Annotated in this window: 15 protein-coding genes; 5 read left to right on the forward strand and 10 right to left on the reverse strand. The window is 70.6% G+C overall.

Annotated features, from left to right (window positions below):
- Positions 1–82 precede the first annotated feature (82 nt).
- Positions 83–1,552 (forward strand): hypothetical protein, encoded by a 1,470-nt coding sequence (locus tag G6O68_RS25970; RefSeq protein WP_165251620.1) that lies wholly within the window; start codon positions 83–85, stop codon positions 1,550–1,552.
- Positions 1,553–1,622: 70 nt separating this feature from the next.
- Here the strand turns inward: G6O68_RS25970 and G6O68_RS25975 are convergent, their stop codons facing one another.
- Entirely contained in the window at positions 1,623–2,789 is a 1,167-nt protein-coding gene (locus G6O68_RS25975; RefSeq protein ID WP_165251622.1) for a WD40 repeat domain-containing protein, read from the reverse strand.
- A 702-nt stretch (positions 2,790–3,491) separates the two neighbouring features.
- Here G6O68_RS25975 and G6O68_RS25980 point away from each other — a divergent pair.
- On the forward strand, positions 3,492–3,914 hold the full coding sequence (locus G6O68_RS25980; protein WP_165251624.1) for an Hsp20/alpha crystallin family protein: 423 nt from the start codon (positions 3,492–3,494) through the stop codon (positions 3,912–3,914).
- Positions 3,915–3,999: 85 nt separating this feature from the next.
- Here the strand turns inward: G6O68_RS25980 and G6O68_RS25985 are convergent, their stop codons facing one another.
- From G6O68_RS25985 to G6O68_RS26025, 9 genes are all read right to left on the reverse strand, one after another.
- Positions 4,000–6,966 (reverse strand): serine/threonine-protein kinase, encoded by a 2,967-nt coding sequence (locus G6O68_RS25985; RefSeq protein ID WP_165251627.1) that lies wholly within the window; start codon positions 6,964–6,966, stop codon positions 4,000–4,002.
- On the reverse strand, positions 6,956–7,585 hold the full coding sequence (locus tag G6O68_RS25990) for a sigma-70 family RNA polymerase sigma factor (RefSeq protein ID WP_206108215.1): 630 nt from the start codon (positions 7,583–7,585) through the stop codon (positions 6,956–6,958). Before G6O68_RS25990 ends, G6O68_RS25985 begins: the two co-directional genes overlap by 11 nt.
- 119 nt (positions 7,586–7,704) lie before the next feature.
- On the reverse strand, positions 7,705–8,844 hold the full coding sequence (locus tag G6O68_RS25995) for a WD40 repeat domain-containing protein (RefSeq protein ID WP_165251629.1): 1,140 nt from the start codon (positions 8,842–8,844) through the stop codon (positions 7,705–7,707).
- A 422-nt stretch (positions 8,845–9,266) separates the two neighbouring features.
- The gene (gene rsgA / locus G6O68_RS26000) at positions 9,267–10,439 is read right to left on the reverse strand and encodes a ribosome small subunit-dependent GTPase A (RefSeq protein WP_240911512.1); all 1,173 of its coding nucleotides are present in this window, start codon (positions 10,437–10,439) and stop codon (positions 9,267–9,269) included.
- A 91-nt stretch (positions 10,440–10,530) separates the two neighbouring features.
- A complete protein-coding gene (locus G6O68_RS26005) occupies positions 10,531–10,974 on the reverse strand; it encodes an ACT domain-containing protein (RefSeq protein ID WP_165251634.1) in 444 nt (147 codons plus the stop codon).
- 151 nt (positions 10,975–11,125) lie between these two features.
- Positions 11,126–13,723 carry a hypothetical protein gene (locus G6O68_RS26010; RefSeq protein WP_165251636.1) on the reverse strand — a complete coding sequence of 866 codons (2,598 nt, stop codon included), beginning with the start codon at positions 13,721–13,723 and terminating at the stop codon, positions 11,126–11,128.
- 190 nt (positions 13,724–13,913) lie between these two features.
- A complete protein-coding gene (locus G6O68_RS26015) occupies positions 13,914–14,111 on the reverse strand; it encodes a hypothetical protein (RefSeq protein WP_165251638.1) in 198 nt (65 codons plus the stop codon).
- Complete coding sequence (locus G6O68_RS26020) at positions 14,108–15,577, reverse strand: DUF1501 domain-containing protein (RefSeq protein WP_165251640.1); 1,470 nt, start codon at positions 15,575–15,577, stop codon at positions 14,108–14,110. Before G6O68_RS26020 ends, G6O68_RS26015 begins: the two co-directional genes overlap by 4 nt.
- 30 nt (positions 15,578–15,607) lie before the next feature.
- Positions 15,608–18,457, reverse strand: coding sequence for a PSD1 and planctomycete cytochrome C domain-containing protein (locus G6O68_RS26025; protein WP_165251642.1), 2,850 nt, complete (start codon positions 18,455–18,457; stop codon positions 15,608–15,610).
- Between the two features lie 334 nt (positions 18,458–18,791).
- Here G6O68_RS26025 and G6O68_RS26030 point away from each other — a divergent pair, with 334 nt between their 5' ends.
- From G6O68_RS26030 to G6O68_RS26040, 3 genes are read left to right on the forward strand one after another with little or no spacing between them, the layout of a single operon-like run.
- On the forward strand, positions 18,792–19,439 hold the full coding sequence (locus G6O68_RS26030) for a TetR/AcrR family transcriptional regulator (protein ID WP_240911513.1): 648 nt from the start codon (positions 18,792–18,794) through the stop codon (positions 19,437–19,439).
- Positions 19,440–19,465: 26 nt separating this feature from the next.
- On the forward strand, positions 19,466–20,791 hold the full coding sequence (locus G6O68_RS26035) for an efflux RND transporter periplasmic adaptor subunit (RefSeq protein ID WP_165251646.1): 1,326 nt from the start codon (positions 19,466–19,468) through the stop codon (positions 20,789–20,791).
- A 51-nt stretch (positions 20,792–20,842) separates the two neighbouring features.
- Positions 20,843–24,517 (forward strand): efflux RND transporter permease subunit, encoded by a 3,675-nt coding sequence (locus G6O68_RS26040; protein ID WP_165251648.1) that lies wholly within the window; start codon positions 20,843–20,845, stop codon positions 24,515–24,517.
- The last annotated feature ends 6 nt before the right edge of the window (positions 24,518–24,523 follow it).

A 24,523-nucleotide genomic window follows, 5' to 3' on the forward strand; every position in this document is an offset into this window, starting at 1 on the left:
ACGGACGCGGCCGTCGTTCTCCTCCCGAGGCGGAGGGACGACGCGCAGGCCGTCTTTTCTTTGAGGAAAGGCCCCGCCAAGGATGAAGACGGAACAGTTTCTCGACCACCACGGCATCAAGGGCAATCCGTTCAGCGAGGAGGACGCCCAGACCGACACCGTCTTCAAGCGGCGGTGCCTCTCCACGATCCACCACCCTGCCTGGAGCAAGGTCTTCGGCCAGCCCGAGAACCCCTCCACCGCCCTGGTGTTCGGCGAGAAAGGGAGCGGCAAGACGGCCCTGCGCCTCCAGATCACTTCGGAGATCGAGGACTACAACCAGGCGAACCCGTCGGATCGGGTCTTCGTCATCTCGTACGATGACTTCAACCCGTACCTCGACAACTTCCGGTCCGCGATCCGGGCCACGGACACGAACCAGGTCCTGAAGCGCTGGCAGCTCTCGGACCACATGGACGCCGTCCTCTCGCTGGGCGTCACGCAGCTCGTCGACCTGCTGACGTCGGAGAAGGTGGACCTCTCGGTCCTCAGCCTGGATCAGCGCCGCGACCTCTTGCTCCTGGCGGCGCTCTACGACGCCTCGACGGGCGAGCCGATCGAGCGTCGGTGGAGCCGGCTCCGCCGCCGCTCGGGCTTCCGCCCGCTCTGGAGCCGTCGCGACCTGCAGATCGGCTTCGGCACGACCCTCGCGGTCGTCGCGCTCGTCTTCCTGTTCCCGGGCCTGCGGTCCTGGTCGCTGCTCCCCTGGCTGCTCGTGCCGCTGGTGGCCGGCTGGGTCTACTGGGCCTGGCGGATCGCCCGCGCCGAGTGGTACTCGCGAGACATCCGCAAGGGCCTGAAGGTCCTCGACCGCGACCCCTCCGCCCTGCGGTGGGAGCTGCTCTGGTTCCGCCCCAGCGAGCTGGGGGGCCAGCCGATGCCCACCGCCAGCCGCGGCCGCGCCGAGGAGCGCTACGAGCTGCTCCGCAAGTTCCAGGGCGTCCTCAAGACGCTGGGTTACGGGGGCGTCGTGGTCCTCATCGACCGGGTCGACGAACCCCAGCAGATCGAGGGCGATCCGCGCAAGATGCGCGCCCTGATGTGGCCCTTGCTCGACCACAAGTTTCTGCGGCACCCGGGGATCGGCATGAAGCTGCTGCTGCCGATCGAGCTGGCGTACTACCTGGAGAAGGAAGACAAGGAGTTTTACGACCGCGCCCGGCCCGACAAGCTCAACATGATCAAGCCTCTGCGCTGGACGGGCCCGTCGCTCTACGACCTCGCCAGCGACCGGCTCCGGGCCTGCCAGGTCCCTTCCGCCAACGGCGACGGGGTCCGGCTCCGGGCCTTCATCGACGAGACGGTCAGCGACGACTACCTCAAGGAGTCGCTCGGCAACCTCCGCACGCCCCGGCACCTGTTCAAATTCCTGCACAGGCTGATCGAGGAGCACTGCCACCGGCACACCGAGGACCAGCCCCGCTGGACCATCGACTACGACACCTTCCGCACCACGCTGGCGTCCTACATGCGCGATCTCGACGCCTTCGACCGGGGCTACGGCCACGGTTGACGCACGGCGATCCTCGGATCACGACGGGCCGCCTCGTCCCCGGCGCGGGCGGCCCGCTGTCGGCCTCACCTCAGGCCTCGCCCGGGGTCCGGAGCGGCTCGGGCCGGGGCGTCTCGGCGGCGGGATGCGAGGCCAGGCTGGGCATCATGATCGGCTTGAGGAGCACCTGGTCCGGGTTGCTCGACAGGGCCATCCAGCGGCCGTCGACCGAGAAATCCAGCGTCCGGACCCAGCCCAGATTCTCCTCGAACGATCCGGCCGCCCGGCCCGTCTCCGCGTTCCAGAAGCGGATGCGGAAGTCGGAGCCCGACGACGCGAGCATCCCCCCGCTCCGCGAGAACTCCAGGGCGTGGGCCGCCGCATCCCCATCCCCGCAGTACCGCTTGAGCACGCCCTTCGGGACGTCCCAGATCTCGATCCGCTGCGACGGGACGTGGAACCGGCTGAGGGCCAGGACGTCCCCTTCCGGGGCCAGGGCGAACGTCAGGATCGGATGCCTGGCGTCCTCCAGCCCACGGAAGCGCGAGGATTCGCGGCCCTCGGGGATCGACCAGGACTTGAGCGAGCCGTCGAAGCTGAGCGAGATCAGGCTCCGCGAATCCGGCGTGAAGGCGAGCTTCCGGACGACGTCCCGATGCCCCTTCAGCGAGGTCGTCACCTTCCCCGCTCCCACGTCGATGAGCCGAATCAGGTGGTCGAAACCGCCCAGCGCCAGGGTGCGGCCGTCCGGAGAGAACGTCAAGGCGCGGCTTGGCCCGACGCCCTCCAGGCTCCTGACCGGCACAGAGGCGTCCCGCCAATCCCAGAAGGTCACGCCGTCGATCCCCGCGATCGCGACCGTCGAGCCGTCCGGCGATAGCCCGGCCGCGTAGATTTCGGTGTCCACCCGCAGACGAGCCAGCTCCTGGCCGAACTCCTCGGCCGGACCATGCTCGACGTCCCAGATCCGCACCGTCTTATCCCATCCCAGGCTCAGCAGGGTCTTGCCGTCGGGGGAGAACCGGATCGACTCGACGAGCCCGAGGTGCCCCGCCAGGGCGAGAGCCTCCTCGCTCCCGACCGGGGGCACCGGCTCCTCCTCCACCAGCGCCGCCGCGATTGCCAGCGTCCCAACCACCACCGCCAGGCTTTGCCAGGTGAAGAAACCGAGCCGCACCCCTCGGCCCCGGAACCGATCCTCCGAGGATTCCTCGAAGAGTTCCGACTCATCGACGTCCACCGCCCATCCGCGTTGCACTGACCACCTCCTCTGGCCCGACGGGTCGCCGGGAGCCTCCTCGAAACCGACGGCGCGCGACGGGGCGGCGACACCCGTCGGGTGCCCTGCTGACCGACCTGCCTCGGGCCGTTCGGTCATCGATCCCGATCTGCTATCGGGAAAGCCCCAGCGGGCGGTCTCCCTCGCCGGGCAAGGGCCGACTCCGGCGTCCCCTCGCCCACTCAACCTTGCACGACTTCCGGCCGGGTGGCCGAAACCCTGACGAGCCTGCGGCTCACCAGACTCTTAATTTCTACGGAGTTTCCAAATTATCGGAGGTTGGCGACAATCGTCAAGTTCGGTGAAAATCATCCAACCTTCTGATGCAAAGCCTACGCCGGGGATCTTCGGATGCGGACGCCCCGACCTAAATCGGCAGTCGCATTGACTCCACTCGAACCCATGCCATTTTGACACAACCGGGCAACAGAGACTGCCAATTTCCATCAAGCCTTGTGTGACCATTTAGACAAAACATCCCCGCAAACCTATTTCCTCGTACGACTTGCGGTTTCTAATCGACTTTGGCACCCCGAGTGCCTATAGGATAACACGAAGGCGTCGACCGGTGAACGACGCCGGCAGCGACGATACTATCGCGTCATCCCAGGGCGGGATCGCGACGATTCTTAGCACGGGGAGAGTTGATCCATGTCAACGTCGATGAGGAATCGGTCGGGTTTGGCAGTCAACGGTCTCGGGCGATTCGATACGCCGCTGGACGCTCTGTTCGGCCAGCTGTTCGGCGAAGGGGCGGAGACGAAGCGAGCCGTACGCCCTGCCGTCGAGCCGTTGCCGCTCTCCCTCTGGGCCGATGAGGGCCACTTCCACATCGAGGTGGACCTGCCGGGCGTCGCCCTCCCGGACCTGGAGGTGACGATCCACGAGGACGTGCTGACGATCAAGGCTCGGCGTCAGGTCGAGGAAGGTCGCCAGTACGCCTACAACGGCCGGACGTTCGGCCAGTTCGAGCGTTCGCTGCGTCTCCCCGAGTCCGTCGAGGCCGACTCGGTCGACGCCCGACTCGCGAGCGGCGTCCTGCATCTGACGCTCCGGAAGCGGGCCGAGGCGCAGATCAAGAAGATCGAGGTCCGCCAGGACTGAACGGAGCAAAGCCCCCAGCCTTGCCGGCTGGGATCGAGGCCGGCCCGTCGCCCGACGGGCCGGCCTTTTCGTTCCCAGGCACCTTTCAGGCCCCGCTCGACCCGGCCGCGGGCTGGGCCTTTGTCGTCCCTTCGCCGGGATCGCGCTCGACCGGCAGGGGAGGTCGGGAGGTCCTGGGGATCTCCACCCGGCGCGAGGGGAGCCCGAACCAGGGGCTGGCGAGGACCTCTGCGATCGTGGAAGGGGAAGGGGAAGGCGGCGCGGGGTCGGACGCACCGCGGGGCGCCTCGCCCATCAGGGCGCGGGCCTCGGCGAGGAAGCGGAGCAGTTCCAGGTCGTTGGGACGCTCCCGGAGCCGATATTCCTCCGACCGCCGATACCAGTCCTGGGCTTCGTCCTTGCGGCCGAGCCGCCAGAGGGCCATCGCCAGGCCGAAGCCGTCGAACGCCTTGTCGTCGGCGTTGAGTTCGAGCGAGCGTTCGAACGCGGCGCGGGCGCCGTCCCAGTCGCCGTTCCGATACCGGGCGACCCCCAGCGTGTTCCAGCAGGCCCAGGCTTCCGGGGCGTTCGCCACGACCAGTTCGGCCATCTCGACGGCCCTGGCGGGATTTCGCGAGGAGAGGTCGGGCGTTGTCACGAGATACCAGGCGATGTTGTTGAGCCGGATCTGCTCGAACGCCTCGCGCTTGGGGTCCAGCGCGTAGGCTTTCTTGAGAACGGCCTCGGAATCCTCCGGCCGGTCGGTCTCCCAGTACGCTCGACTCAAGGATTCGTAGAGCCGGGCCAGGTCGCGCTTGTAGCGGGGCACGCGAGGGTAGTCCGCGATCAGGCTTTCCAGCACGGCGACGCTCGCCTCCAGCGACTCGAGCGCCTCCGGATGGCGTCGGGACTCCAGCAGCAGGTCGCCCAGCCGGGCCTGGCAGCGGGCCAGGGACTCGCGGCCGGCCGGCTGGGAGAGGGTCGCGGATCGGAACTCCTCCACCTGCTCCAGCCCTTTCCGATAGGCCTCCTCGGCCTCGCCCCGGCGGCGGGCGAGCTGGAGCCAGGTCCCCATCCCGGTGTAAATGGCGGCCAGCTCGTTCTTGAGGTCGATCGCGGGCGGGAAGGCCGATCCCGCGGAGGACTGGAGCCCGACGAGGAGGCCGAGCGCCTCGTTCGAATCGGCCAGGGCCTTCTCGACGCGCCCGGTCTCGCCCTCGATGTGCGCCTTCAGGTTCAGGGCCTGCGCGAGGGCGAAGCGACGGTTGCGGTCGTCGGGCGACGGCGGGATCTTGCGGAAGAGCTGGATCGACTGGTCGACGGCCCATTCGCCCGGGCCGTACACCGCCTGCCGCCGCAGGAGGTCGGCGTACTTCCGGAGAACGGCGGCGAGCTGGAACGCCCCCTGATCGTCGCCGCCTCGCTCCTGGAGCGAGAGCATCACCTGCAGGGCCCGACGGTAGGCGTCCTCCGCCTCATAGATCTGCCCCAGGGTCAGCCGGATGTCGCCGATCCGGCCGTAGGCGCTGAAGGTGCGTTGCACGACCCGGGCGTCGGCATCGTTCCGCGCGGCGATCCGCTCGTAGAACTCCAACGCGGTGCGGAGGAGGTCCACGTCGCGGCGGCTGTCGCCCGGCCCCCGGGGAAACCACGATTCGGCCGAGTCCAGGTAGAGTTCGAGCGCGCGGTGGGCCACCTCCAGGTTCACCTCGGCCCGTTCGAGCTGGATGCGGCGGGCGTCGGACTCGCTCTGGATGCGCGACTTGGCGTTCCAGATGACCAGGGTGCTGATCGCCAGGCAGACCGTCGCGAGGACGAGGACCGCCCCCAGCGCCGCCGCGATCGGCCGATGCCGGCGCGTCCAGCGGACCGCCCGCTCGCCCAGGGTCGGCCGGCGGGCGAGGATCGCCTGGTCGTCGAGGAAGCGGCGGAGGTCCTCGGCCATCTCGCGGGCCGAGGCGTAACGGCCCCCAGCGTCCTTGGCCATCGCCTTCAGGATGATCGTCTCCAGGTCGCGCGGAAGCTGGGGCGTGTGCCGCGAGGGGGGGGCGGGCTCCTCGTCGCTGATCCGCTGGACGAGAGCGGCCATGTCGCCCCCCGGGAAGGCCGCCTCAAGGGCCACCAGTTCATAGAGCGTCACGCCGAGGGAGTACAGGTCGGTGCGATGGTCGACGACGCCGCGATCGGCGATGACCTGCTCGGGGCTCATGTAGCGCAGGGTGCCCACGAGGTCGCCGGTCGCCGTCAGCCCGGAGGCCCCATGCAGGCGGGCCAGGCCGAAGTCGGCGACCCACAGGTCCCCCTGCTCGTCGATCAGGAGGTTGCCCGGCTTGACGTCGCGATGGATCACGCCCAGCGAGTGCGCGTGCTCCAGGGCGTCGGCGGCCTGGAGCCCGAGCCTCGCCACCCCTCGGAAGAACCCGGTTCCGGGACGCGACGAGCGGTTCTCGCGCGATTCCGGCGAGCCCGAGTCTCGGGACGAAGGTTCCCAGGCGGGGAGCGAGCCCGGCCTCGCCTCGCGCTCGCGACGCAGGTCGTCGATCAGGGCGGAGAGGGGCCGGCCGGCGACGTACTGCATGCTGTAGTAGTGGACGCCCGCGTCGCAGCCCACGGCGTAGATCGGCACGATGTTCGGGTGCCGAAGGTGGGCGGCCGCCTGGACCTCGAGCTGGAACCGCTGGACGTGGCGCGGGTCCATCGCGGCGGTGGACGGCAGCAGCTTCAGGGCGACGCGGCGGCCGAGCGACGCCTGCTCCGCCTCGTAGACGATGCCCATCCCGCCCCGGCCCAGCTCGCGGATGATCCGGTAGTCGCCGAGCCGCTCCGGGGGCATCGGCACGTCCCCCTGGAACCAGACGCCGGCCCCCCGCAGGCGTTCGAGCCCCTCCAGGCACTCTTCCAGCTCGCCCGCGATCTCGTGGTGCTCGCGCAGGAAGGCCGAGCGGAGCGGGCGCTCGCCGCGGGCGCAGGCCGCCTCGTACGCGTCGAGCGCCCGGGCGAGCCGGGGGTCCTCGGCGTCGCCGTCGTCGCGCGACAGGAGCTCGGTCGCGTCGTCCGGGCGATCAAGCCCCATCGAGGGCCTCCAATCCGCGTCGGAGCTTGGCGAGGGCGCGCGCCCAGAGGTTCTTGACGCTGTCCTGGGTCCGCCCCATCCGATCGGCGACCTCGGGGAAGCTGAGGCCTTCGAGCTGGCGGAGGATGATGACCTCGCGATAGTCGGGCGAGAGGCCGTCGATGGCGTCGGCGAGCAGGACCGCCTGCTCCCGTCGCGACGCCTGCGCGCTCGGCGAGCTTCCCGCGGCGGCCAGGGGCCCGGCCATGGCGCGCGAGGAGCGGTCCAGGTCCTCCCCCAGGTCGCGCTCCAGGCGGACGTCTCGCCGCTTGGCGCCGAAGTAGCGCCGAAGTTGGTTCGCCAGGACGCCGCCGAGGATCTGGCGGAGCCAGGCCAGGAACTCCCCCTCGGAGCCCCCTCGGAATCCGCCGATCCGGCGATGGACCTCCAGCGAGACGTCCTGCAACACGTCCGCGACGTCGATCTTGGCCTGGATCCGCCGGCCGATCTGCACCCGGGCCAGGAGCGCGAGGTAGTTCCGGTAGCGCTCCAGCAACAGGCCGAGCGCCGCACCGTCGCCCTGGCGAGCCCGGTCCAGCAGCCGTTCCATGGGGGGACAGGTCTCGCCGACGCGGCTCATCGGGCCGGGCTCCGAGGGGTGAGTCGCCGCCTCTCGACGGCCCCGCCGAGGGCCGGGCGGGGCGAAACGGGATCTTCCCGATTGTACGGGATCGGTCGTTTCCAGTCCCGCGGATTCGTTCAGCCCGCGGGTGCGTCGGCGGGCTCGGTCGTCGCGCCGACGCTCTCCTCGACCTCGGGCTTGGCCCCGGGCACGTCCCAGAACCGGATGCCGCCGTCGCGGCCGCCGTAGGCGACGCGGGAGCCCCCCTGGGTGAACAGGACGGCCTTGACCCAGCCGACGCCCTCGCTCAGGCGGCCGCGAAGCACGCCGCTGCGGGCGTCCCAGACCTGGATCGCCTGGTCCACCCCGGCCGCCGCCAGCGAGCCGCCGTCGGGCGAGAAGGCCAGCGCGTTATAGCCGACGTCGCCGCCGAGCCGGTGTTTCAGCTCGCCGGTGCGGAGGTCCCAAATCTTGGCGCCCCCCTGCCCCGCCCGCCACGGCGCCGTCGCCAGCGACCGGCCGTCGGCGGTGAAGGCGAAGCAGTGGACGCGGCCGAAGTTGCGGGAGAGCCGATCCTCGCGGCCGGTCGCCCGATCCCAGATCAGGAAGTCGCCGGCGAAGGACGAGGCCGCCACCCGGCTGCCGTCGGCCGAGAACCCCACCGAGTGCACCATGTCGCCCAGGCCGTCGAGCGTGGCCTCTTCCCGCAGGTCCGGGACCCGCAGCAGCCGGATCCCGCCCGATTCGCCGCCGGCCGCCAGGGTCCGCGAATCCGGGGCGAAGGCCAGGTATCGGAACTCGGCCCCTTCCTTCGTCACCACGGCCCGCCAGCCGTCGGGGCCGGATTCCCAGACCGTGAGGTGGCTCGCTCCGCCGACCGCCAGGTAGCGGCCGTCCGCGCTCGGCGCGAGGGCGTAGGGCTGCGAGCCGTGGGGGAGGCTGAACACCTCCTCGCACCAGCTCGCCTTGGCCGGGTCGAGGTCCCAGAACCGGACGGAGCCGTCCATCCCGGACGAGATCAAGACGTCCCGGTCGGCCCCGAGGGCCATCGCCTCCAGCAGGAGGTCGTGCCCCCCGACCGTCGCCCCCCCCTTGCGGCCGTCGGGCTCCTCCACCTCGAGCCGGGCCGAGAGGATGATCGCGACGATCGCCGAGACGACGAGGACGATCGCCGCCTCCCAGCTCAGCCACGCCAGCCGCACCCGACCGCCGCGGACGCGGCGCGAGCCGTCGTTCCCGTCGTCCCGCATCTGGTCGAGCCCTTGATCGTGGTCCATGGGTCTCCCATCTCCTCTCGATCGCCTGGTGCGGAATCGTTCCGCCGGCAGGGCCTCCGGGGCCGTGGCCGTCCGCCGATTCCCGCCCGCGACCGTCCGGGGTCGCGGGCCGCGGATCCAACGTTGGGGGATTCGACGGCGGTTCGATTTTCTTGGGCCCGTTCGCGTGAATCTCCCGCGAAGGAGACCGCTCGGGCACGCCTCGAATCGCGCCGGGGCGCCCTCGCGTCGACGGCCCGACCTCGCACGTCGGGCCCTCGCCGCCGTGGGCGCGATCCGCCTTCCACGTCTGTAGTCGCAGGATCGGCCCCGTCAGCGCCGCGAAATTCTTCGGGGGCCTCCGGCCGCCGAAAAGGAGTCGCATGGTATCGGAGGGGCCGGGAGCCGGCAAGGGCGGCCGAGGCCCGGGGATCGCGCCGGGGTCAGGAGCCGTCGTCGGGCTTCTGATGATAGAGCTTGAGGTAGCTCTCGTAGCGGCCGGAGTGGATCCAGCCCCAGTAGACCGCGTCCTTGACGGCGCAGCGGTGCTCATGGGTGTGGGAGCAGTCGGGGAACCGGCAGAGGGGGATGAACGGGCGGAACTCGATGAAGCAGCCTTCCAGCTCGCCGGGGAGGACGCCCCAGAGCTCGAACTGGCGGAGGCCGGGGGTGTCGACGACGTAGCCGCCGCCTTCCAGCCGGATCAGCTCCGCCGTGGTCGTCGTGTGCTTCCCCTTGGAGGTCCAGTCGGAGACCTCGTTCACGCGGAGGTTGAGGCCCGGCTGGATGGTGTTGAGCAGCGAACTCTTGCCGACGCCGCTCTGGCCCGAGATCGCCGTCACCCCCTGGCGCAGCAGGCCCCGCAGCCGGTCGATCCCCCGGCCGTCCGCCGCCGAGGTCACGATCGTCTCGTAGCCGAGCTGGGTGTACAGGCCGACGACCCACTGGTACAGCGAGACGTCCACCAGGTCCGCCTTGTTGAGCACGATCACCGGGCGGACCCCGCCCAGTTCGGCGGCGGCGAGGTAGCGGTCGATCAGGCTGATCTTGACGCCGGGCTCGGCGAGCGCCGAGACGATGAACACGGCGTCGACGTTGGCGGCCAGGACGTGGCGACGACCTCGGTAGCCTCGCGTCATCACGCCTTGCCGGGCCTCGACGCGCTCGATGAAGCCCTCGTCGCCCCCCTTCTCGGGGGGCCGGAACCAGACGCGGTCCCCCACGGCCACGACGTTGCGGCCGTCGATCGCCATGCTCTTGAGGAGCCGGCGGACGTGGCAGGGGAACGTTCGGCCGTCCTCGGTCTCCACCACGCTGACCAGGCCGTGGACGCGGAGGACGCGGCCCGCGGTCCAGGCCGCCTGGTCCACGGCCCGGCGGCTGGACGATTCGTCCGGCGGCCCGCTCGACGCGTCGGAAGCCGTGGCCTCGGCGGCGTCGGCCATGATGGTCCGATGCCGCGACATCTCGCCCTTGGGCCGGACCCGCTCGCCGGAGACCGATTCGGCCGCGGCGGGCGTCTGGTCGCCGAACGCCCGGGTGAAGTCGTTCGACCTCGTCCGCTTCTGCCGGTTCTTGTTCAGCGCGATCCGGATCTTCTTCTTCTTGTTCGCCACGTCGGGCCTTCGCAAGGAAAGTTGAGGAGGGCGACGCGCCGGGACGCCCGCAATTCGATTCATCGGGGGCGTCGCGGCGCGGGCCCCGGGCTCAGCGCGTGTGCAGCGGCCGGCGGCCGCCGGACTTCTCGGAGGCGGCGGCCTGGTCGCGCAGGATCTGCTGGGCCTTCTTGGGGTTGGTCGTGTGCAGGATCCCCATCGCCTTGCCCTGGCTCGACGCGCTCGAGACGTAAGCGTAGTCGATGTTGATGTGCTCCTGGGCGAGCTTCTCCAGCACGCCGGAGAGCGCGCCGGTGCGGTTCTCGACCTGGAGGGCCAGGACCTCGGCGACCGTGTACTCGGTCCCCAGCGAGGTCAGCACGCGCTTGGTGGCCTCGAGGTCCGAGGCGACGAATCGCAGGACGCTGGGCCCGGCCGTCTCCATGACGCTCACGGCCAGCAGGTCGACCTTCTCCTCCGCCAGCGCGGAGCAGATCTTGGCGAGCCGGCCGGGCTTGTTCTCGAGATGGGCGGTGACTTCGTTGACGAGTTCCATGGGGACGTCCTCCGATTCGGGAGAGGATTCGGGACGACGGCGGGATCGGGGCGCCGACCGACCGGGCGGAGGCCCGCCCCCGGTCGGCGCGGCGGGGGCGGGCCGATTGATCTCGACGCCTAGACGACCGAGGCGAACGGGAAGTTCGGGATCATCGATCGCGGCCGGCTCGGCCGCCCTTCTCCGGGTCCGCGCCCGGAGCCCTCGCGCCAGGGCCGCCCGGGGCTCCCGGCGACCCCGGGGCCCCCGGCGAACCCGGCCCGCCGGGGCCGAAGCCCGGCTGCATCATCCCCGGAGGGCCGCCGGGCTGGGGCTGGCCGCCCGCGTCGGGCGCGGCCGCGGCGTTCTTGGCGGCCAGGCGGGCCGCGGCGATGCCCGGGGCCAGCAGGGCCGGAAGGACCCCCTTGGCGCCCAGGAGGGCCGTCGCGTCCGGGAAGGCTCCGCGCGTCTCGATCCGGATCGCCTGGTCGTCGACGGCCACCGTCGTGGTCGAGGGGAACATCAGAGCCCGCAGCTCGTCCGACTTGGGGAGTTTCGCGGGATCGACCCGGATCTGGATCATCGAGGCGTCGCCGCCCGTGCGAGGCGCGCCCGGCGTGCCGGGCCCCCCCGGGCCACCGGGGCCACCCGGCTGCATGCCGGCCATCGCGCCCGCGCCGGGGGCGATGCCGGCCATCGCGCCCGAGCCCCTCATGGAGCCGTAGGAGGCACCGCGGGAGGAGGACATCCCCGCCGAGGACGAGCCCGCCGGCCCGCCCGGACCGCCCGGCCCGCCCGTACCGCTGAGTACGCCCGGCATGGAGCCCGGCCCGCGCTGGGCCTGGGTGGCGGCGGGATCGGCGGGCGTCATCAGCCGTTCGCTGGCCGCGATGGCGGTGTTGATTCCGGTCTGCAGGGTGCCCGGCAGGCTGGCGAGCACGGCGGAGGTCGACTCGCGGAAGTCGCCGTAGAGCATCAGCACCGCGTCGTCCGGAGTCCTGGACACGGCCCGGGCGAGGTCCTCGGCGGGCGTCCAGGGCTTACGTCGAAGCGACTCCACGGCCAGGCGGGCGGCCTCGGGGGAGGTCGAGATCGCCAGGAAGCCCCCTTCCAGCCGGACGGTCGGCTTGAAGCCCGCCGGCAGCCCCTTGATCGGCGACGACGTGGGGACGTTGAACATGTAGGTGCGAGCGCTCTCGCCCCCCGAAGCGGGGATCAGTCGAAACTCGGGCGTGGTGGGCTCGTCGCGGCGGCGATCCTTGCGGTCGGCTCCCGGTCCCCCTTCCTCGCCCCGGCCGCCGGGCCCCGGGGCCGGGTTCGCGGCCTCGGCCTTGACGGCTTCGGCGATCTGCTCGGCGGCGACCGTCTTGATCTGCTTGTTGACTTCCAGCATCACCGCGTCGAGCGCCCGGCTGAACCGGGCCTCGTCGACGACCTCGGCGACCAGGACCGGCCTGGGCATCCGCGGCCCCATCGAGCTGAGCATGGCGAGCGGGTCGCCGAGGCCCGGCGCCGGGGCGTCGTCGACGGTCGCGGCCGAGCCCCCGGGGGCCAGGTAGGCGACGACCCGGGGGCCGATGTTGCCGAGCAGGTCCTTTTCGAAGTCCATGCGGCTGCGGGTCCGGACGCTCTCGACGATGGAGTCGTATCGCGCCTTGCCCTCCCCCTCGCCGATCGCGCCGGCGATCATCGTCGCCCATTGCTCCGGCTTGAGCGAGGCCGACGCGAAGTACTCCACGCCGTCCGGGATCGGCAGCAGCTTCTTGGCCTCGAACGCGGGCTCGTCCAGGAACGACAGCGCGCCGCTGCGAGGCTTCGGGGCCACGATCCGGGTGACGCTCGCGAGGGCGTCGTCCTGGAATCCCCAACGATATTCGACCCGCTGGACGCTCGCGTCGAACGGGATCATCCCCGGCCCCCCTTCCGCGCCGGCCGGCTTCATGGAGGGGTCGATGTACGCGGTGAGGACCGGGTCGAGCCCCCCCTCCGGCTTCTTGAGCGCCTCGACCGGCTCGAATCCCACCAGGCTCGGCGTCTTCCCCTCCAGGACCGCCAGCACGGCGTCGGCGTCGGAGGGCTGGAAGAGGGCCACGCCGAGGTCGCCGCCGGCCGCCCACCAGGCCCAGCCCTGGTCGGGGTTCTTGTCGTCGGACTGGGGGGGAGGGACGACGACGACCTGCGCGCCCCCCTTCGTCACCAGCTTGTGCTTCGAGGCCGGGTCCATGAATGAGATCACCAGCCGGCTGAACTGCGACTTCGTCTCCTTGGAGGTGATCCCCCGGAGCACCAGCACGCCGCGCACGCCTTTCGGGGCGGACGGATCCACGTGGTACGCCAGCGCGGCCCCGTGGCGGGCGAGGTGCTTGACGATCGCGACCGCGTCGGCGCCGTTGATCTTGCGGTTCGGCAGCCAGGTGGAGGCGCGTTCGAAGAGCACGACGCCGACCTCTTCGAGCATCCCGCCGAGCGGGGTGTCGTTGAGCATGCGGTAGGCGGCGGTCTTGCGCCAGGACTCCTCGTGGGCGTCCAGGCCGTCGAACTCGACGTACATCAGCAGCTTCTCGCGGGCCGCGTAGGCCGTCGCGGGCCGCGCGGCCGCCGGTTCGCTCGACGGGGCCGACGCCGAGGCCGACGTCGTCGGCGGGGCCGACGCCGGAGCCGTCTGGGCCTGCGCCTCGGCGGGGAGGATGCATCCGACGAGCGCCGAGGCCAGCAGGCCGGCGGTCAGGCGGACGGCGGGAGCGGGCGGAGCGAACAGGGGTCGTCGCACGGGGCGGTCCTCGTGAAGTGGCCGGGATGGATGCCGCGTCGCCGCGTTCCGGGCGCCCGGGGCCCGGGCCAGGGACGGGCGTGGCGGCCACGGACGCCCCACGACCCTCCGCCGACGAACGCGCTCGGGGGCCGGATCAACCCTCATGGTATGGCCGCCCGGCCCCCGCGCCAACAGACCGCCCCGGCGATCACCGGGAGGGTGCGAGGCCCGGACGCGACGTCGCTTCCGGGCCGGCGTCGCGGGCGTCGGCAGGCGGGGGCGCAGGCCGTGCGGGCTCGGACCCGAGGCGGTTCCAGGCCGAGGCGACGGCGTAGCCTGCCAGGACGCCGATCACGACCATGCCGAGCGCCTGGAGCCGGGCGGGGCTGAGGAGTCTCCCGCTCATGCGATCACTTCGTGGACCACCCGGCCGTGGACGTCGGTCAGGCGGAAGTCGCGGCCGGCGTAGTGGAACGTGAACTTCTCGTGGTCGAAGCCGAGGAGGTGGAGGATCGTCGCGTGCAGATCGTGGACGTGGACCTTGTTCTCGACCGCCTGGAAGCCGAATTCGTCGGTCGCTCCGTACACGTGGCCCTTCTTGACGCCGCCGCCGGCCATCCAGGCGGTGAAGCCGTAATGGTTGTGGTCGCGGCCGTTCATCTTCCCGGCGTTGGCGCCGGGCGTGGGGAGTTCGACGGTCGGCGTGCGGCCGAATTCGCCGCTGCAAACGACCAGGGTGTCGTCGAGCATCCCGCGCTGCTTGAGGTCGAACAGGAAGGCGGCGATGCCCTGGTCGCACTGCTTGGCCAGCTCTCGGTGGCCGGTCTCCAGGTCGTCGTGGTTGTCCCAGGGCTGCCCCGCCCCGTGCCAGAGCTGGACGAACCGGACCCCGCGCTCCAGCAGCCGGCGGGTCGCCAGCAGTTGCCGGGCGTGGACGCCGGGGCCGTAGAGATCCCGGACGTGCTGCGGCTCGCGGTCGACGTCGAACGCGTCGGCCGCCTCCGACTGCATCCGATAGGCCAGCTCGAACGACTGGATCCGCGCCTCCAGATCGGCCTCGTGCTTGCGGCGGTCCAGGTGCTCGCGGTTCAGCTCGGCGAGCAGGTCGAGTTGGGCTCGCTGGGTCCGGGGGCCGACGCCGTGGTTGCGGATGTGGGCGATCAGCTTCTCGATGTCGGTGTTGTTGCTGTCCAGGTAGGTCCCCTGGTAGACGCCGGGCAGGAAAGCGGATTGCCAGTTCTGCGACTCGGCGATCGGGAATCCCCCGGGGCACATGACGAGGAACCCGGGGAGGTTCTGGTTCTCGGTCCCCAGCCCGTAGAGGACCCACGACCCCAGGCTGGGCCGCGCCTGCCGCGCCTCGCCGCAGTTCATGAGCATCAGCGAGGGCTCATGGTTGGGGACGTCGGCGTGCATCGACCGGATCACGCACATCTCGTCGGCCATCTGGGCGGTGCGCTCGAAGATCTCGCTGACCTCCAGGCCGCTCTCGCCGTACTTGCGGAACTTGTAGGGGGAGGCCAGGGCCGCGCCGGTCTTGCGCTCGGTCGGGAGGTTGCTCGGGACTTCCTTACCGTGGTGCCTGGCGAGGGCCGGCTTGGGGTCGAACGTGTCGACGTGCGACATCCCGCCGTTCATGAACAGGTGGACGACTCGCTTGGCCTTCGCCGGCGCGGGGGCCGACCGGGGGAGGAGCGGGTTGACGCCGACCCCGCCCTTGATCGGCTCGGCGGCGCGGGCGGCCCGGCCCAGGCCGCCGGACTCCGAGAGCAGCGCGCCGAGGGCCAGCGACCCGAAGCCGACGCCCGAGCGGCAGAGCATCTCGCGGCGGGTGGAGACCCTGTCCTCGATCCGGTTGGGGACGTGCGACATGAGAGGAGCCCTCGGACCCGGTCGGCCGGATCAGTCGATGTAGAGGAATTCGTTCGTGAGCATGAGCACCTGGGCGAGTTGCGCGAGGGGGGGCGACGTCGGCTCCCCGTCGACCGTCGGCCGGTCGACGAAGGCCAGCCCCAGCGCCGCCTCGCGCTCGTCCGGGCGACGGCCGAGCACCCGCTCATAGACCGCCGAGACGGCCCCGGCGCGGTCGGCCGAGTCCACGCTCGCGGCCAGCCGCTTCGCCTGCTCCTGCACGAACGGGCTGTTCATCAGGAACAAGGCCTGCTGGGGGACCGTCGTGACGAACCGTCGGGGGTTGGTGGCGTCGGGGATGGCGAAGTCGAACGCGCGGTAGACGCCGTCCATGTTCTGGCGGTCGATGAAACCGTAGACCGTGCGTCGGGGCGGGTTCGACGAACCGTCGAAGGCCACCGAAGGCCCCCCGCGCGACGGATCGAGCGAGCCGGAGACGGCCAGGATGGAGTCGCGAAGCGATTCGAAGTCGAGCCTCTGGCGGTTGAACCGCCAGACCAGGCGATTGCGGGCGTCCTTGTCCAGGCAGTCGGGCCGCAGGAAGCTCCCCTGCTGGTAGGTGTTCGAGAGCATGATCCGGCGGTGCAAGGCCTTGATCGACCAGCCGTCGGCGAGGAAGCCCGCGGCCAGCTCGTCGAGCAGGTCGGGGTGCGACGGGGCGTCCGCCTTGACGCCGAAGTCGCTGGGGCTGTCGACCAGGCCCTCGCCGAAGTGCCATCGCCAGACGCGGTTGACGATCACGCGGGCGGTCAGCGGGGCGGCCTGGCCGACGATCGCGCGGGCCAGCTCCAGGCGGCCGCTCCCCTGCTCGAACGGCTTGCGGTCGGGGCCGCTGAGGACCTTGAGGAACTGGCGAGGGACCGGCTTGCCCGGCCGTCCGGGATTGCCCCGGATGAAGACGTTCGGGTCGGTGGGCTTCGGCGCGTCGTTCATCACCATGGCCCGCCGGATCTTGCCGGCGGACTGCTTGTCGACCTCGGCGACCTTCGCCTCCAGCTTCTGCAGCTCGGCCCGCTGCGCCCGGTCGATCAGGCCCCGCTCGTCGCCGGAGCCCGGGACGAAAGGACCGCCCGTCGCGTGGAAGGCCTGGCGGAGCGATTCCCAGTCGGCCTCGGCGAGCGGCTCGGCCTTCTTCTCGCCCGCGGCGTGGAGCTTCTCCTCCAGGCCGGCCAGCAGCTTCGCGTAGCAGGCGACGAGCTGCTCCATGTCGGTCGGCTTCGCCTCGCGGAGGGCGGCCAGGACCAGGGGGTGGATCGACCCCGGGGCGGCCGTCGCACGCTCGTCCAGCTTCGCGAGGACCTCGGGAGCCCTGGCGGAGAACTCGTCCTTGGGGAGGGCCCGGAAGAGTCGCCAGGGGGCGAGGACGGGGTCGGCGTCGGTCGCGGGCGTGTCGAGCTTCTGCTTCCAGAGCCGGGCGGCCAGCCGGAGCGGGAGCGACTTCAGGCCGTCCTTCGCGGCCCGCTCGTCGGCGCCGCCGGCGCGAGGGTCGAAGCCGATGTCGTAAGCGGCCTTCAGATACAGCGAGCCCCGGGCGGTCAGGTCGCCGACGACCTCGGCGCGTCGCGCGGCCTTGAAGTCGTCGCGGACCTTGCGCGCCTCGGCCAGCCGTCGTTCCAGCTCCTGCACCTCGGCCGACTCGGCGGCGTCGGCGGCGTCGCCGCCGTCCAGCCGGGGCAGCTCAGCGGGCTCGATCGAGCTGGCGAAGACCCCGTACAGCGAGTAGTAGTCGTCGGTCGGGATCGGGTCGAACTTGTGGTCGTGGCAGCGGGCGCAGGCGATGGTCAGCCCCATCAGGCCGCGGCCGACCAGGTCGATCCGGTCGTCGATGATCTCGTTCTTGTCCTGGAGGAACCGGCGGCCGACGGTCAGGAAGCCCATCGCCGCCAGCTTGCTCGGGTCGCCGTCGGCCGGGAGTTGGTCGGCGGCGAGCTGCTCGACGATGAACCGATCGAACGGCTTGTCGGCGTTGAAGGCGTCGATCACGTAGTCGCGATAGGTGAACGCGTACGGATACTTGCGTTCTTCCTGGAAGACGTAGCCCTTGGTGTCCGCGTATCGGGCGACGTCCAGCCAGTGCCGTCCCCAACGCTCGCCGTACATCGGCGAGGCCAGCAGCCGGTCGACGACCGTCGCGAAGGCGTCGGGCGAGGGATCGGACTCGAAATCCTCGATCTCCTCGAACGTCGGCGGCACGCCCAGCAGGTCGAGCGAGGCGCGTCGGAGGAGCGTCCGGCGGTCGACGGGCGGCGAAGGGGTCATCCCTTCCTTTTCCAGCCTGGCGAGGATCCGGGCGTCGATCGTCGACTTGACCCAGGCGGCGTCGCGGACCTCGGGCACGGGGGTCGCCTGCAGGGGGCGGAAGGCCCAGTGGTCCTCGGCCTTGTCGCCCGCCGACGCCCGGTCCGACGGCGCCTCGCCCCAGGGGGCGCCCATCTCGACCCATCGGGTGAGGGCCTGGATCGCCGGGTCGCCGAGCTTGCCGTCGGGCGGCATCTTGAGATCCTGATCCTCGGCATGGGCCAGGGCCTGGACGAGGGTCGACTCGCCGGGGTCGCCGGGGACGACGGCCGGGCCGAGCGAGCCCCCCTTCAGGAGCGCCTCGCGGCTGTCGACCCGCAGGTCGGCCTTCTGCTTCTCGGGCCCGTGGCACTTCTGGCACGACTCGACCAGGACCGGCCGGACCGAGGTCTCGAAGAAGGCGACCGCCTCGGGCGAGGGCTTTTCCGCCGACGGTTCCTGGGCCAGGGCCGAGGGAGGTGCGATCGCGAGGATCGCCGCGGCGACGGCGGCCGATCCGAAGGGTCGTCGAAGCCGTCCCCGGATGTCGTCGGGTCTGCACATGGCTCGGTTCCGCTTCTTCGGCTGGAGGCGTGGATGGTCCAGTCGACCGGTCGTCGACGGCGGGGGCGGCGTCCGCTCGCGGCGGGGGGGGCGTGGGGCCGGGCAGGATGCGCGCATCGCCCAGGGCCTTACGACCTCATCATGGACCGGCCCCCCCTCGAAATCAACCCCGAATGTTAAAGGTTGATTTTACATTCCAGCTCCCGATAATTCACGGACTGACCGGTCAGTCCACTCACGAGGCGAGCCCGCCATGCCCCCCGCTTCCGATGACAAGGTGAAAAGTCGGACGTCGGCGAAAGGCCCCGAAGCCCGGCGCGAGGAGATCCTGCGCATGGCGACGGAACTCTTCGCGGAGCAAGGCTTTTCCGACGCCATGACCCAGGATCTCGCCGACCGCCTGGGGGTCGGCAAGGGGACGATCTACCGCTATTTCCCGAGCAAGCGGGAGCTGTTCCTGGCCGCCGCCGACCGGGTGATGCGAACGCTTTCGGCCCAGGTCGAGGCGAATATCGCTGGTATAGAGGACGGCCTGGAGCGGATCGCCCGGGGCATCCTGGCGTTCCTGACCTTCTTCGCCGAGCATCCCGAGTACGTCGAGCTTCTCATCCAGGAACGGGCGCAGTTCAAGGACCGCACCCGCCCCACCTACATCGAGCATCGTCAGGTCCACGGCCAGCAGTGGCGGCGGCTTTACGGAGAGCTGACCGCCGAGGGGAGGCTGAGGGACATCAGCCCCCAGCAGATCAGCGACGTCGTGGGCAACCTGATCTACGGCACCATGTTCACCAACTATTTCGCGGGCCCGGCGAAGCCCGTCGCCGAGCAGGCGCGCGACATCCTCGACGTCGTCTTCCGGGGGATCCTCTCGGAGCGGGAACGGGCCCGGCTCCGCGACGCGGACCTCCTGGCCGGCCCGGGCTCGGCGGCGGTCGGAGTCGCGGCCGAGGGGCCCGCGGGCGGGGAGGCGGCGGGGCGATGAATGAGTCAACAGCAGGAGCGAGCGGTATGGATCGTCGGATCTGGGTCGGGCTGGCGGTGTTGGCGTGCGGGGTGGTCTCGGGATGCGGGAACGCCGCGTCCTCGACGTCCCCGGCGGCGCGTCCGCCGGACCTCGTCCTCTACGAAAAGCCGATCTCGCGCGAGGTGAGGGACTTCGAGACCTTCCCGGGCCGGACCGAGGCCGTGATGTCGGTCGAGATCCGGTCGCGCGTCTCCGGCTACCTCAACCAGGTGTACTTCCAGGACGGCCAGCACGTCGAGAAGGATGCGGTCCTCTTCCAGATCGACGATCGGCCCTTCCAGGCGGCCTTCGACCGGGCCCAGGCCTCCCTGGAGCAGGCCGAGACCCGGGCCAAGCGGCTGAACAGCGAGTTCCAGCGGGCCAAGGTCCTGTACGACCGGGGCATGTCGATCAGCCGCGAGGAATACGACCGCTACGCCTACGACCACGCCGAGGCCGTCGCGGCGATCGGCACCGCCAAGGCCGCCCACGACCTCGCGCAGCTCGACCTGCAGTTCACCCGGGTGTCGTCCCCCATCTCCGGCCGGCTCGGCCGTCGGCTGGTCGACCCGGGCAACCTCGTCGAGTCCGACACGACGGCGCTCACCACCATCGTCAGCCAGGATCCGATCTACGTCTACTTCGACGTCAACGAGGCGGCCATGCTGCGGATCCGCCGCCTGCTTCAGGAGGGGGGGATCAAGGCCCAGAGCGAACGCGAGGTCCCCGTCGAGATCGCCCTGTCCGACGAGCCCGACTTCCGCCACAAGGGGGTCGTCGACTTCACCGACAACCGCGTCGACCTGAACACCGGCACGCTCCGCTTCCGCGCCCGGCTCGACAACCCGGACGGACTGTTCACGCCGGGCCTGTTCGTCCGCGTCAAGCTGCCGATCGGCGAGCCCCACCCCGCGCTCTTGGTCCGCGAGGAATCGCTGACCTCGGACCAGGGCGCCAAGAAGGTCTACGTCGTGAAGCGGGCGATGAAGGACGGCCAGCCCGAGTTCTTCACCGACAAGTCGGGCAAGCCCCTCGTCGGCCGCGACGGATCGCCCATCCCCAAGTACACCCACTCGCTCGTCTCCCTGGGACGGATCGGCGTCCTCGTCGACGGCTACCGCGAGGTCGAGGAGGGGATCGGGCCCGATGACCTGGTGGTCGTCAGCGGCCTCCAGAAGCTCCGCAAGGACGCGCCCGTCGCGGCGGGCCCCTTCGAGCCCGACTCCGACGCGGCCTCGACCTCGAAGCCGGAAGCGGCCCCCGCCGCGGCCTCGCCCCCCGCGCCGGCCGCGGCGCCGGCGCAAGCCGCCGCCCCCGCGAAGGCACCCTGATCGTCCGACCGTCACGCGAGAAGCCCCCCGACCCCGGCGAGACGCAACCCCTTGTTCACGCGCTTCTTCATCGACCGGCCGATCTTCGCCTCGGTCATCTCGATCGTGATCACGCTGGCCGGCGCTCTGTCGCTGTACAGCCTGCCGGTCGCGATGTTCCCCCAGATCGCGCCCCCGACCGTGATGGTGACCTGCCAGTACCCGGGCGCCAACGCACAGGTGGTTTCCGACACGGTCGCCTCGCCGATCGAGCAGAAGGTCAACGGCGTCGACGACATGATGTACATGTCGTCGCAGTCGACCAACGACGGCAACTACACGCTGACGGTCACGTTCAAGCAGGGTGTGGACCTCAACCTGGCGCAGGTCCTGGTGCAGAACCGGGTGGCCCTGGCGGTCCCCATGCTGCCGGACGTCATCAAGGCCACGGGCGTGACCACCCGCAAGCGATCGCCCGACATCCTGCTGTCGATCGGCCTCTTCTCGCCCGACGGCCGGTACGACCAGCTCTACCTGAGCAACTACGCGCTGATGCACGTCCGCGAGGAGCTAGCCCGGGTGCCGGGGATCAGCGACGTCGGCGTGCTGGGGACGCGCAACTACAGCATGAGGATCTGGCTCGACCCGGACAAGCTGGCCGCCCGTGAGCTGAACCCGGGCGACGTAACGGCCGCCCTCCGCGAGCAGAACGCGCAGGTGGCCGCCGGCTCGGTCGGCCAGTCGCCCGGCGCCGGCGGCTCGCGGACCCAGTTCACGATCGACACGCTGGGGAGGCTCGACGACGTCGACCAGTTCGCCGACGTGATCGTCAAGCGGACCGCCGACGGCCGGATCGTCCGCATCCGCGACCTCGGCGAGATCGAGCTGGGCGCCCGCAGCCTCGACATCGACAGCGAGATCAACGGCAAGCCAGTGGCCAACATGGCCATCTTCATGCTCCCCGACTCCAACGCGCTGGAGACCGCCGACGTCGTCCGCGCCAAGATCGAGGAGCTGAAGAAGGACTTCCCCGAAGGCCTCGATTACATGATCCGGTACGACACGACCCCGTACATCCGCGAGTCGATCCAGGAGGTCTTCAAGACCCTGAGGGACTCGGTGATCCTGGTGGCCCTGGTGGTCCTGCTGTTCCTCCAGAACTGGCGGTCGGCCCTGATCCCGCTGGTGGCGGTGCCGGTGGGGATCGTCGGCACGTTCGCGGTCATGCTGGGGATGGGGTTCAGCCTGAATAACCTGACGCTGTTCGGGCTGGTGCTGGCGATCGGCATCGTGGTCGACGACGCCATCGTCGTCGTCGAGGCCGTCGAGCACCACATCGAGCACGGCCTCGCGCCTCGGGCGGCGACCTTGCGGGCGATGTCCGAAGTCTCCTCGCCGGTGGTGGCGGTGGGGCTGGTGCTGACGGCGGTGTTCGTCCCCTGCGCGTTCATCTCGGGGATCACCGGCCAGTTCTTCCGTCAGTTCGCCCTCACCATCGCCTCGGCCACGGTCCTGTCGACGATCAACTCGCTGACCCTGAGCCCCGCGCTCGCGGCCCTGCTGCTCAAGCCCCGGGCGAAGGGGGAATACCAGGCCCTCCCGCGGATCGTCCTGGCCGGGATCGGGGCCTGGGTCGGATACACCTCGCTCGGCCCCCGGCTCCAGCCCTACCTCGAACGGGCCGGGACCGAGGCCGTCAACCGGGCCGCGGTCTTCGACTCGGCGCGCGACCTCCTGGCCGGGCTCGGGGCGACGCCCGAGCAGATGGCCCACGGCCTCGGCGCCGTCCTCGGCGGGCTGGCCCTCTGGACGCTGGCCGGGCCGCTGAACTGGGTGTTGGGCGGGTTCTTCACGCTGTTCAATCGGGGCTTCCTGGCGACGGCCTGCCTGTATTCCCGGCTGGTCGGCGGGCTGCTCCGGGTCTTCCTCTTGGTCTTCGCCGTCTACGCCGGGCTGCTGTTCCTGACGTACGACACGTTCGTGAAGACGCCCCGCGGCTTCGTCCCGTCGCAGGACATGGGCTACATGCTGGCGAACATCCAGCTCCCCGACTCGGCCTCACTGGAGCGGACCCGCACCACCCTCCGCAAAATCGCCTCGATCGTCCGCGAGGAGCCGGGGGTGGCGGCGACGGTGGCGATCTCGGGCCAGTCGCTCCTGCTCAGCGCCTTCGGGTCGAATTTCGGGACGATGTTCATCACCCTGGATCCGTTCAGCAAGCGTTCGAGCGACGAGCTGTACTACGAGGTCATCATGAACAAGCTCCGGGGGCGGCTGGCGACGGCCGTGCCGGAGGCCAACGTGGCGATCCTCGGCCCGCCGCCGATCCGGGGCGCCGGCCGCGCCGGGGGCTGGATGCTGATGGTCGAGGACCGGGGCGACCTCGGCCCGATCCGGCTCCAGCGCGAGATCGAGCGCCTGGCGGCCGCCGCGAACGTCAGCCCGACCAACCCCGGGATCGACGTGAACGGCGAGCCGATCCCCCCCGAGGCCGCGAAGAAGCCCGAGGCCGAAGTGCCGTCCAGGGAGGGCCTCGCCGCGAGGCTCCGCGCCTGGCTCGACGGCGAGCCCGCGGCGCGAACGCCGGCGATCGACGGCCTCACCTCGGTCTTCCGGGCCAACGTCCCCCAGATCTTCCTCGACGTCGACCGCGACGCCTGCCTGGTCAAAGGGCTGGCGCTCCGCGACGTCTTCCAGGCCCTCCAGGCCTACCTCGGCTCGCTCTACGTCAACGACTTCAACCTGTTCGGCCGGACCTGGCAGGTGGTCGTCCAGGCCATGCCGAAGTATCGCGACCAGAAGGAAGACATCAGCCGGCTCCAGGTTCGCAACGACCGGGGGACGATGGTGCCGATCGGGGCCGTGGCGCGGGTCGAGGAGATCAACGGTCCCTTGATCCTCACGCGATACAACATGTACCCCGCGGCCTCGATCAACGGGGCCGCCGCGCCGGGCGTCAGCTCGGGCACGGCGATCGCCGCGATGGAGAAGCTCGCCGCCCGCGAACTCCCCCAGGCCATGAGCTACGAGTGGACCGAGTTGGCCTTCCTGGAGCAACAGGCGGGCAACACGGCGCTCTACGTGTTCGGGTTCTCGATCGCGATGGTCTTCCTGGTGCTCGCGGCCCAGTTCGAGAGCTGGTCGATGCCGCTGGCCGTCATCCTGTCGGTCCCGCTCTGCATGCTCAGCGCGGTGGTCGGGGTGCGCAACAGCGCCTCGCTGGGCGTGCACAATGCCGCGGCCGACATCAACATCTTCACCCAGGTCGGCCTGGTGGTGCTGGTGGGCCTGGCGAGCAAGAATGCGATCCTCATCGTCCAGTTCGCCAAGCTGATCCACACCGAGGGGGGCCGGTCGATCCGCGAGGCCACCCTGGAAGCCTGCCGGCTCCGGCTGCGGCCGATCATCATGACGTCGCTGGCGTTCATCCTCGGCGTCGTCCCCCTGCTCTACGCCCACGGGGCGGGCGCCGAGATGCGGAAGTCGCTGGGGGTGGCCGTGTTCAGCGGCATGCTCGGCGTCACTTTGTTCGGCGTCGTCCTGACCCCGGTCTTCTTCTACGTGATCGACTCCGCGAGCGAATCGCGCTTCTTCCGCTCGCCCTGGGTCCGCTTCCTCGGCCGGACGACGCTGGACCTGCTGACCCTCCGCTTCCTCTGGCGTCCCGCCTGGACGCTGGCGAAGCGCGGCGCCGCCGTCGCGACCCGCACCAAGCCCGCCCGCAACGAACACCCCGACGAGAGGTGAGGCCGC

The organism is Paludisphaera soli, from assembly GCF_011064595.1.
Taxonomy (GTDB): domain Bacteria; phylum Planctomycetota; class Planctomycetia; order Isosphaerales; family Isosphaeraceae; genus Paludisphaera; species Paludisphaera soli.

Coding starts and splice junctions, on each gene's coding strand:
- G6O68_RS25990 (WP_206108215.1), bottom strand. CDS start 7,585: ATGAGCCGCGTCGGCGAGACCTGTCCCCCCATGGAACGGCTGCTGGAC.
- G6O68_RS25970 (WP_165251620.1), top strand. CDS start 83: ATGAAGACGGAACAGTTTCTCGACCACCACGGCATCAAGGGCAATCCG.
- G6O68_RS26030 (WP_240911513.1), top strand. CDS start 18,792: ATGGCGACGGAACTCTTCGCGGAGCAAGGCTTTTCCGACGCCATGACC.
- G6O68_RS26025 (WP_165251642.1), bottom strand. CDS start 18,457: ATGTGCAGACCCGACGACATCCGGGGACGGCTTCGACGACCCTTCGGA.
- G6O68_RS25985 (WP_165251627.1), bottom strand. CDS start 6,966: ATGGGGCTTGATCGCCCGGACGACGCGACCGAGCTCCTGTCGCGCGAC.
- G6O68_RS26020 (WP_165251640.1), bottom strand. CDS start 15,577: ATGTCGCACGTCCCCAACCGGATCGAGGACAGGGTCTCCACCCGCCGC.
- G6O68_RS26015 (WP_165251638.1), bottom strand. CDS start 14,111: ATGAGCGGGAGACTCCTCAGCCCCGCCCGGCTCCAGGCGCTCGGCATG.
- G6O68_RS26005 (WP_165251634.1), bottom strand. CDS start 10,974: ATGGAACTCGTCAACGAAGTCACCGCCCATCTCGAGAACAAGCCCGGC.
- G6O68_RS25995 (WP_165251629.1), bottom strand. CDS start 8,844: ATGGACCACGATCAAGGGCTCGACCAGATGCGGGACGACGGGAACGAC.
- G6O68_RS26035 (WP_165251646.1), top strand. CDS start 19,466: ATGGATCGTCGGATCTGGGTCGGGCTGGCGGTGTTGGCGTGCGGGGTG.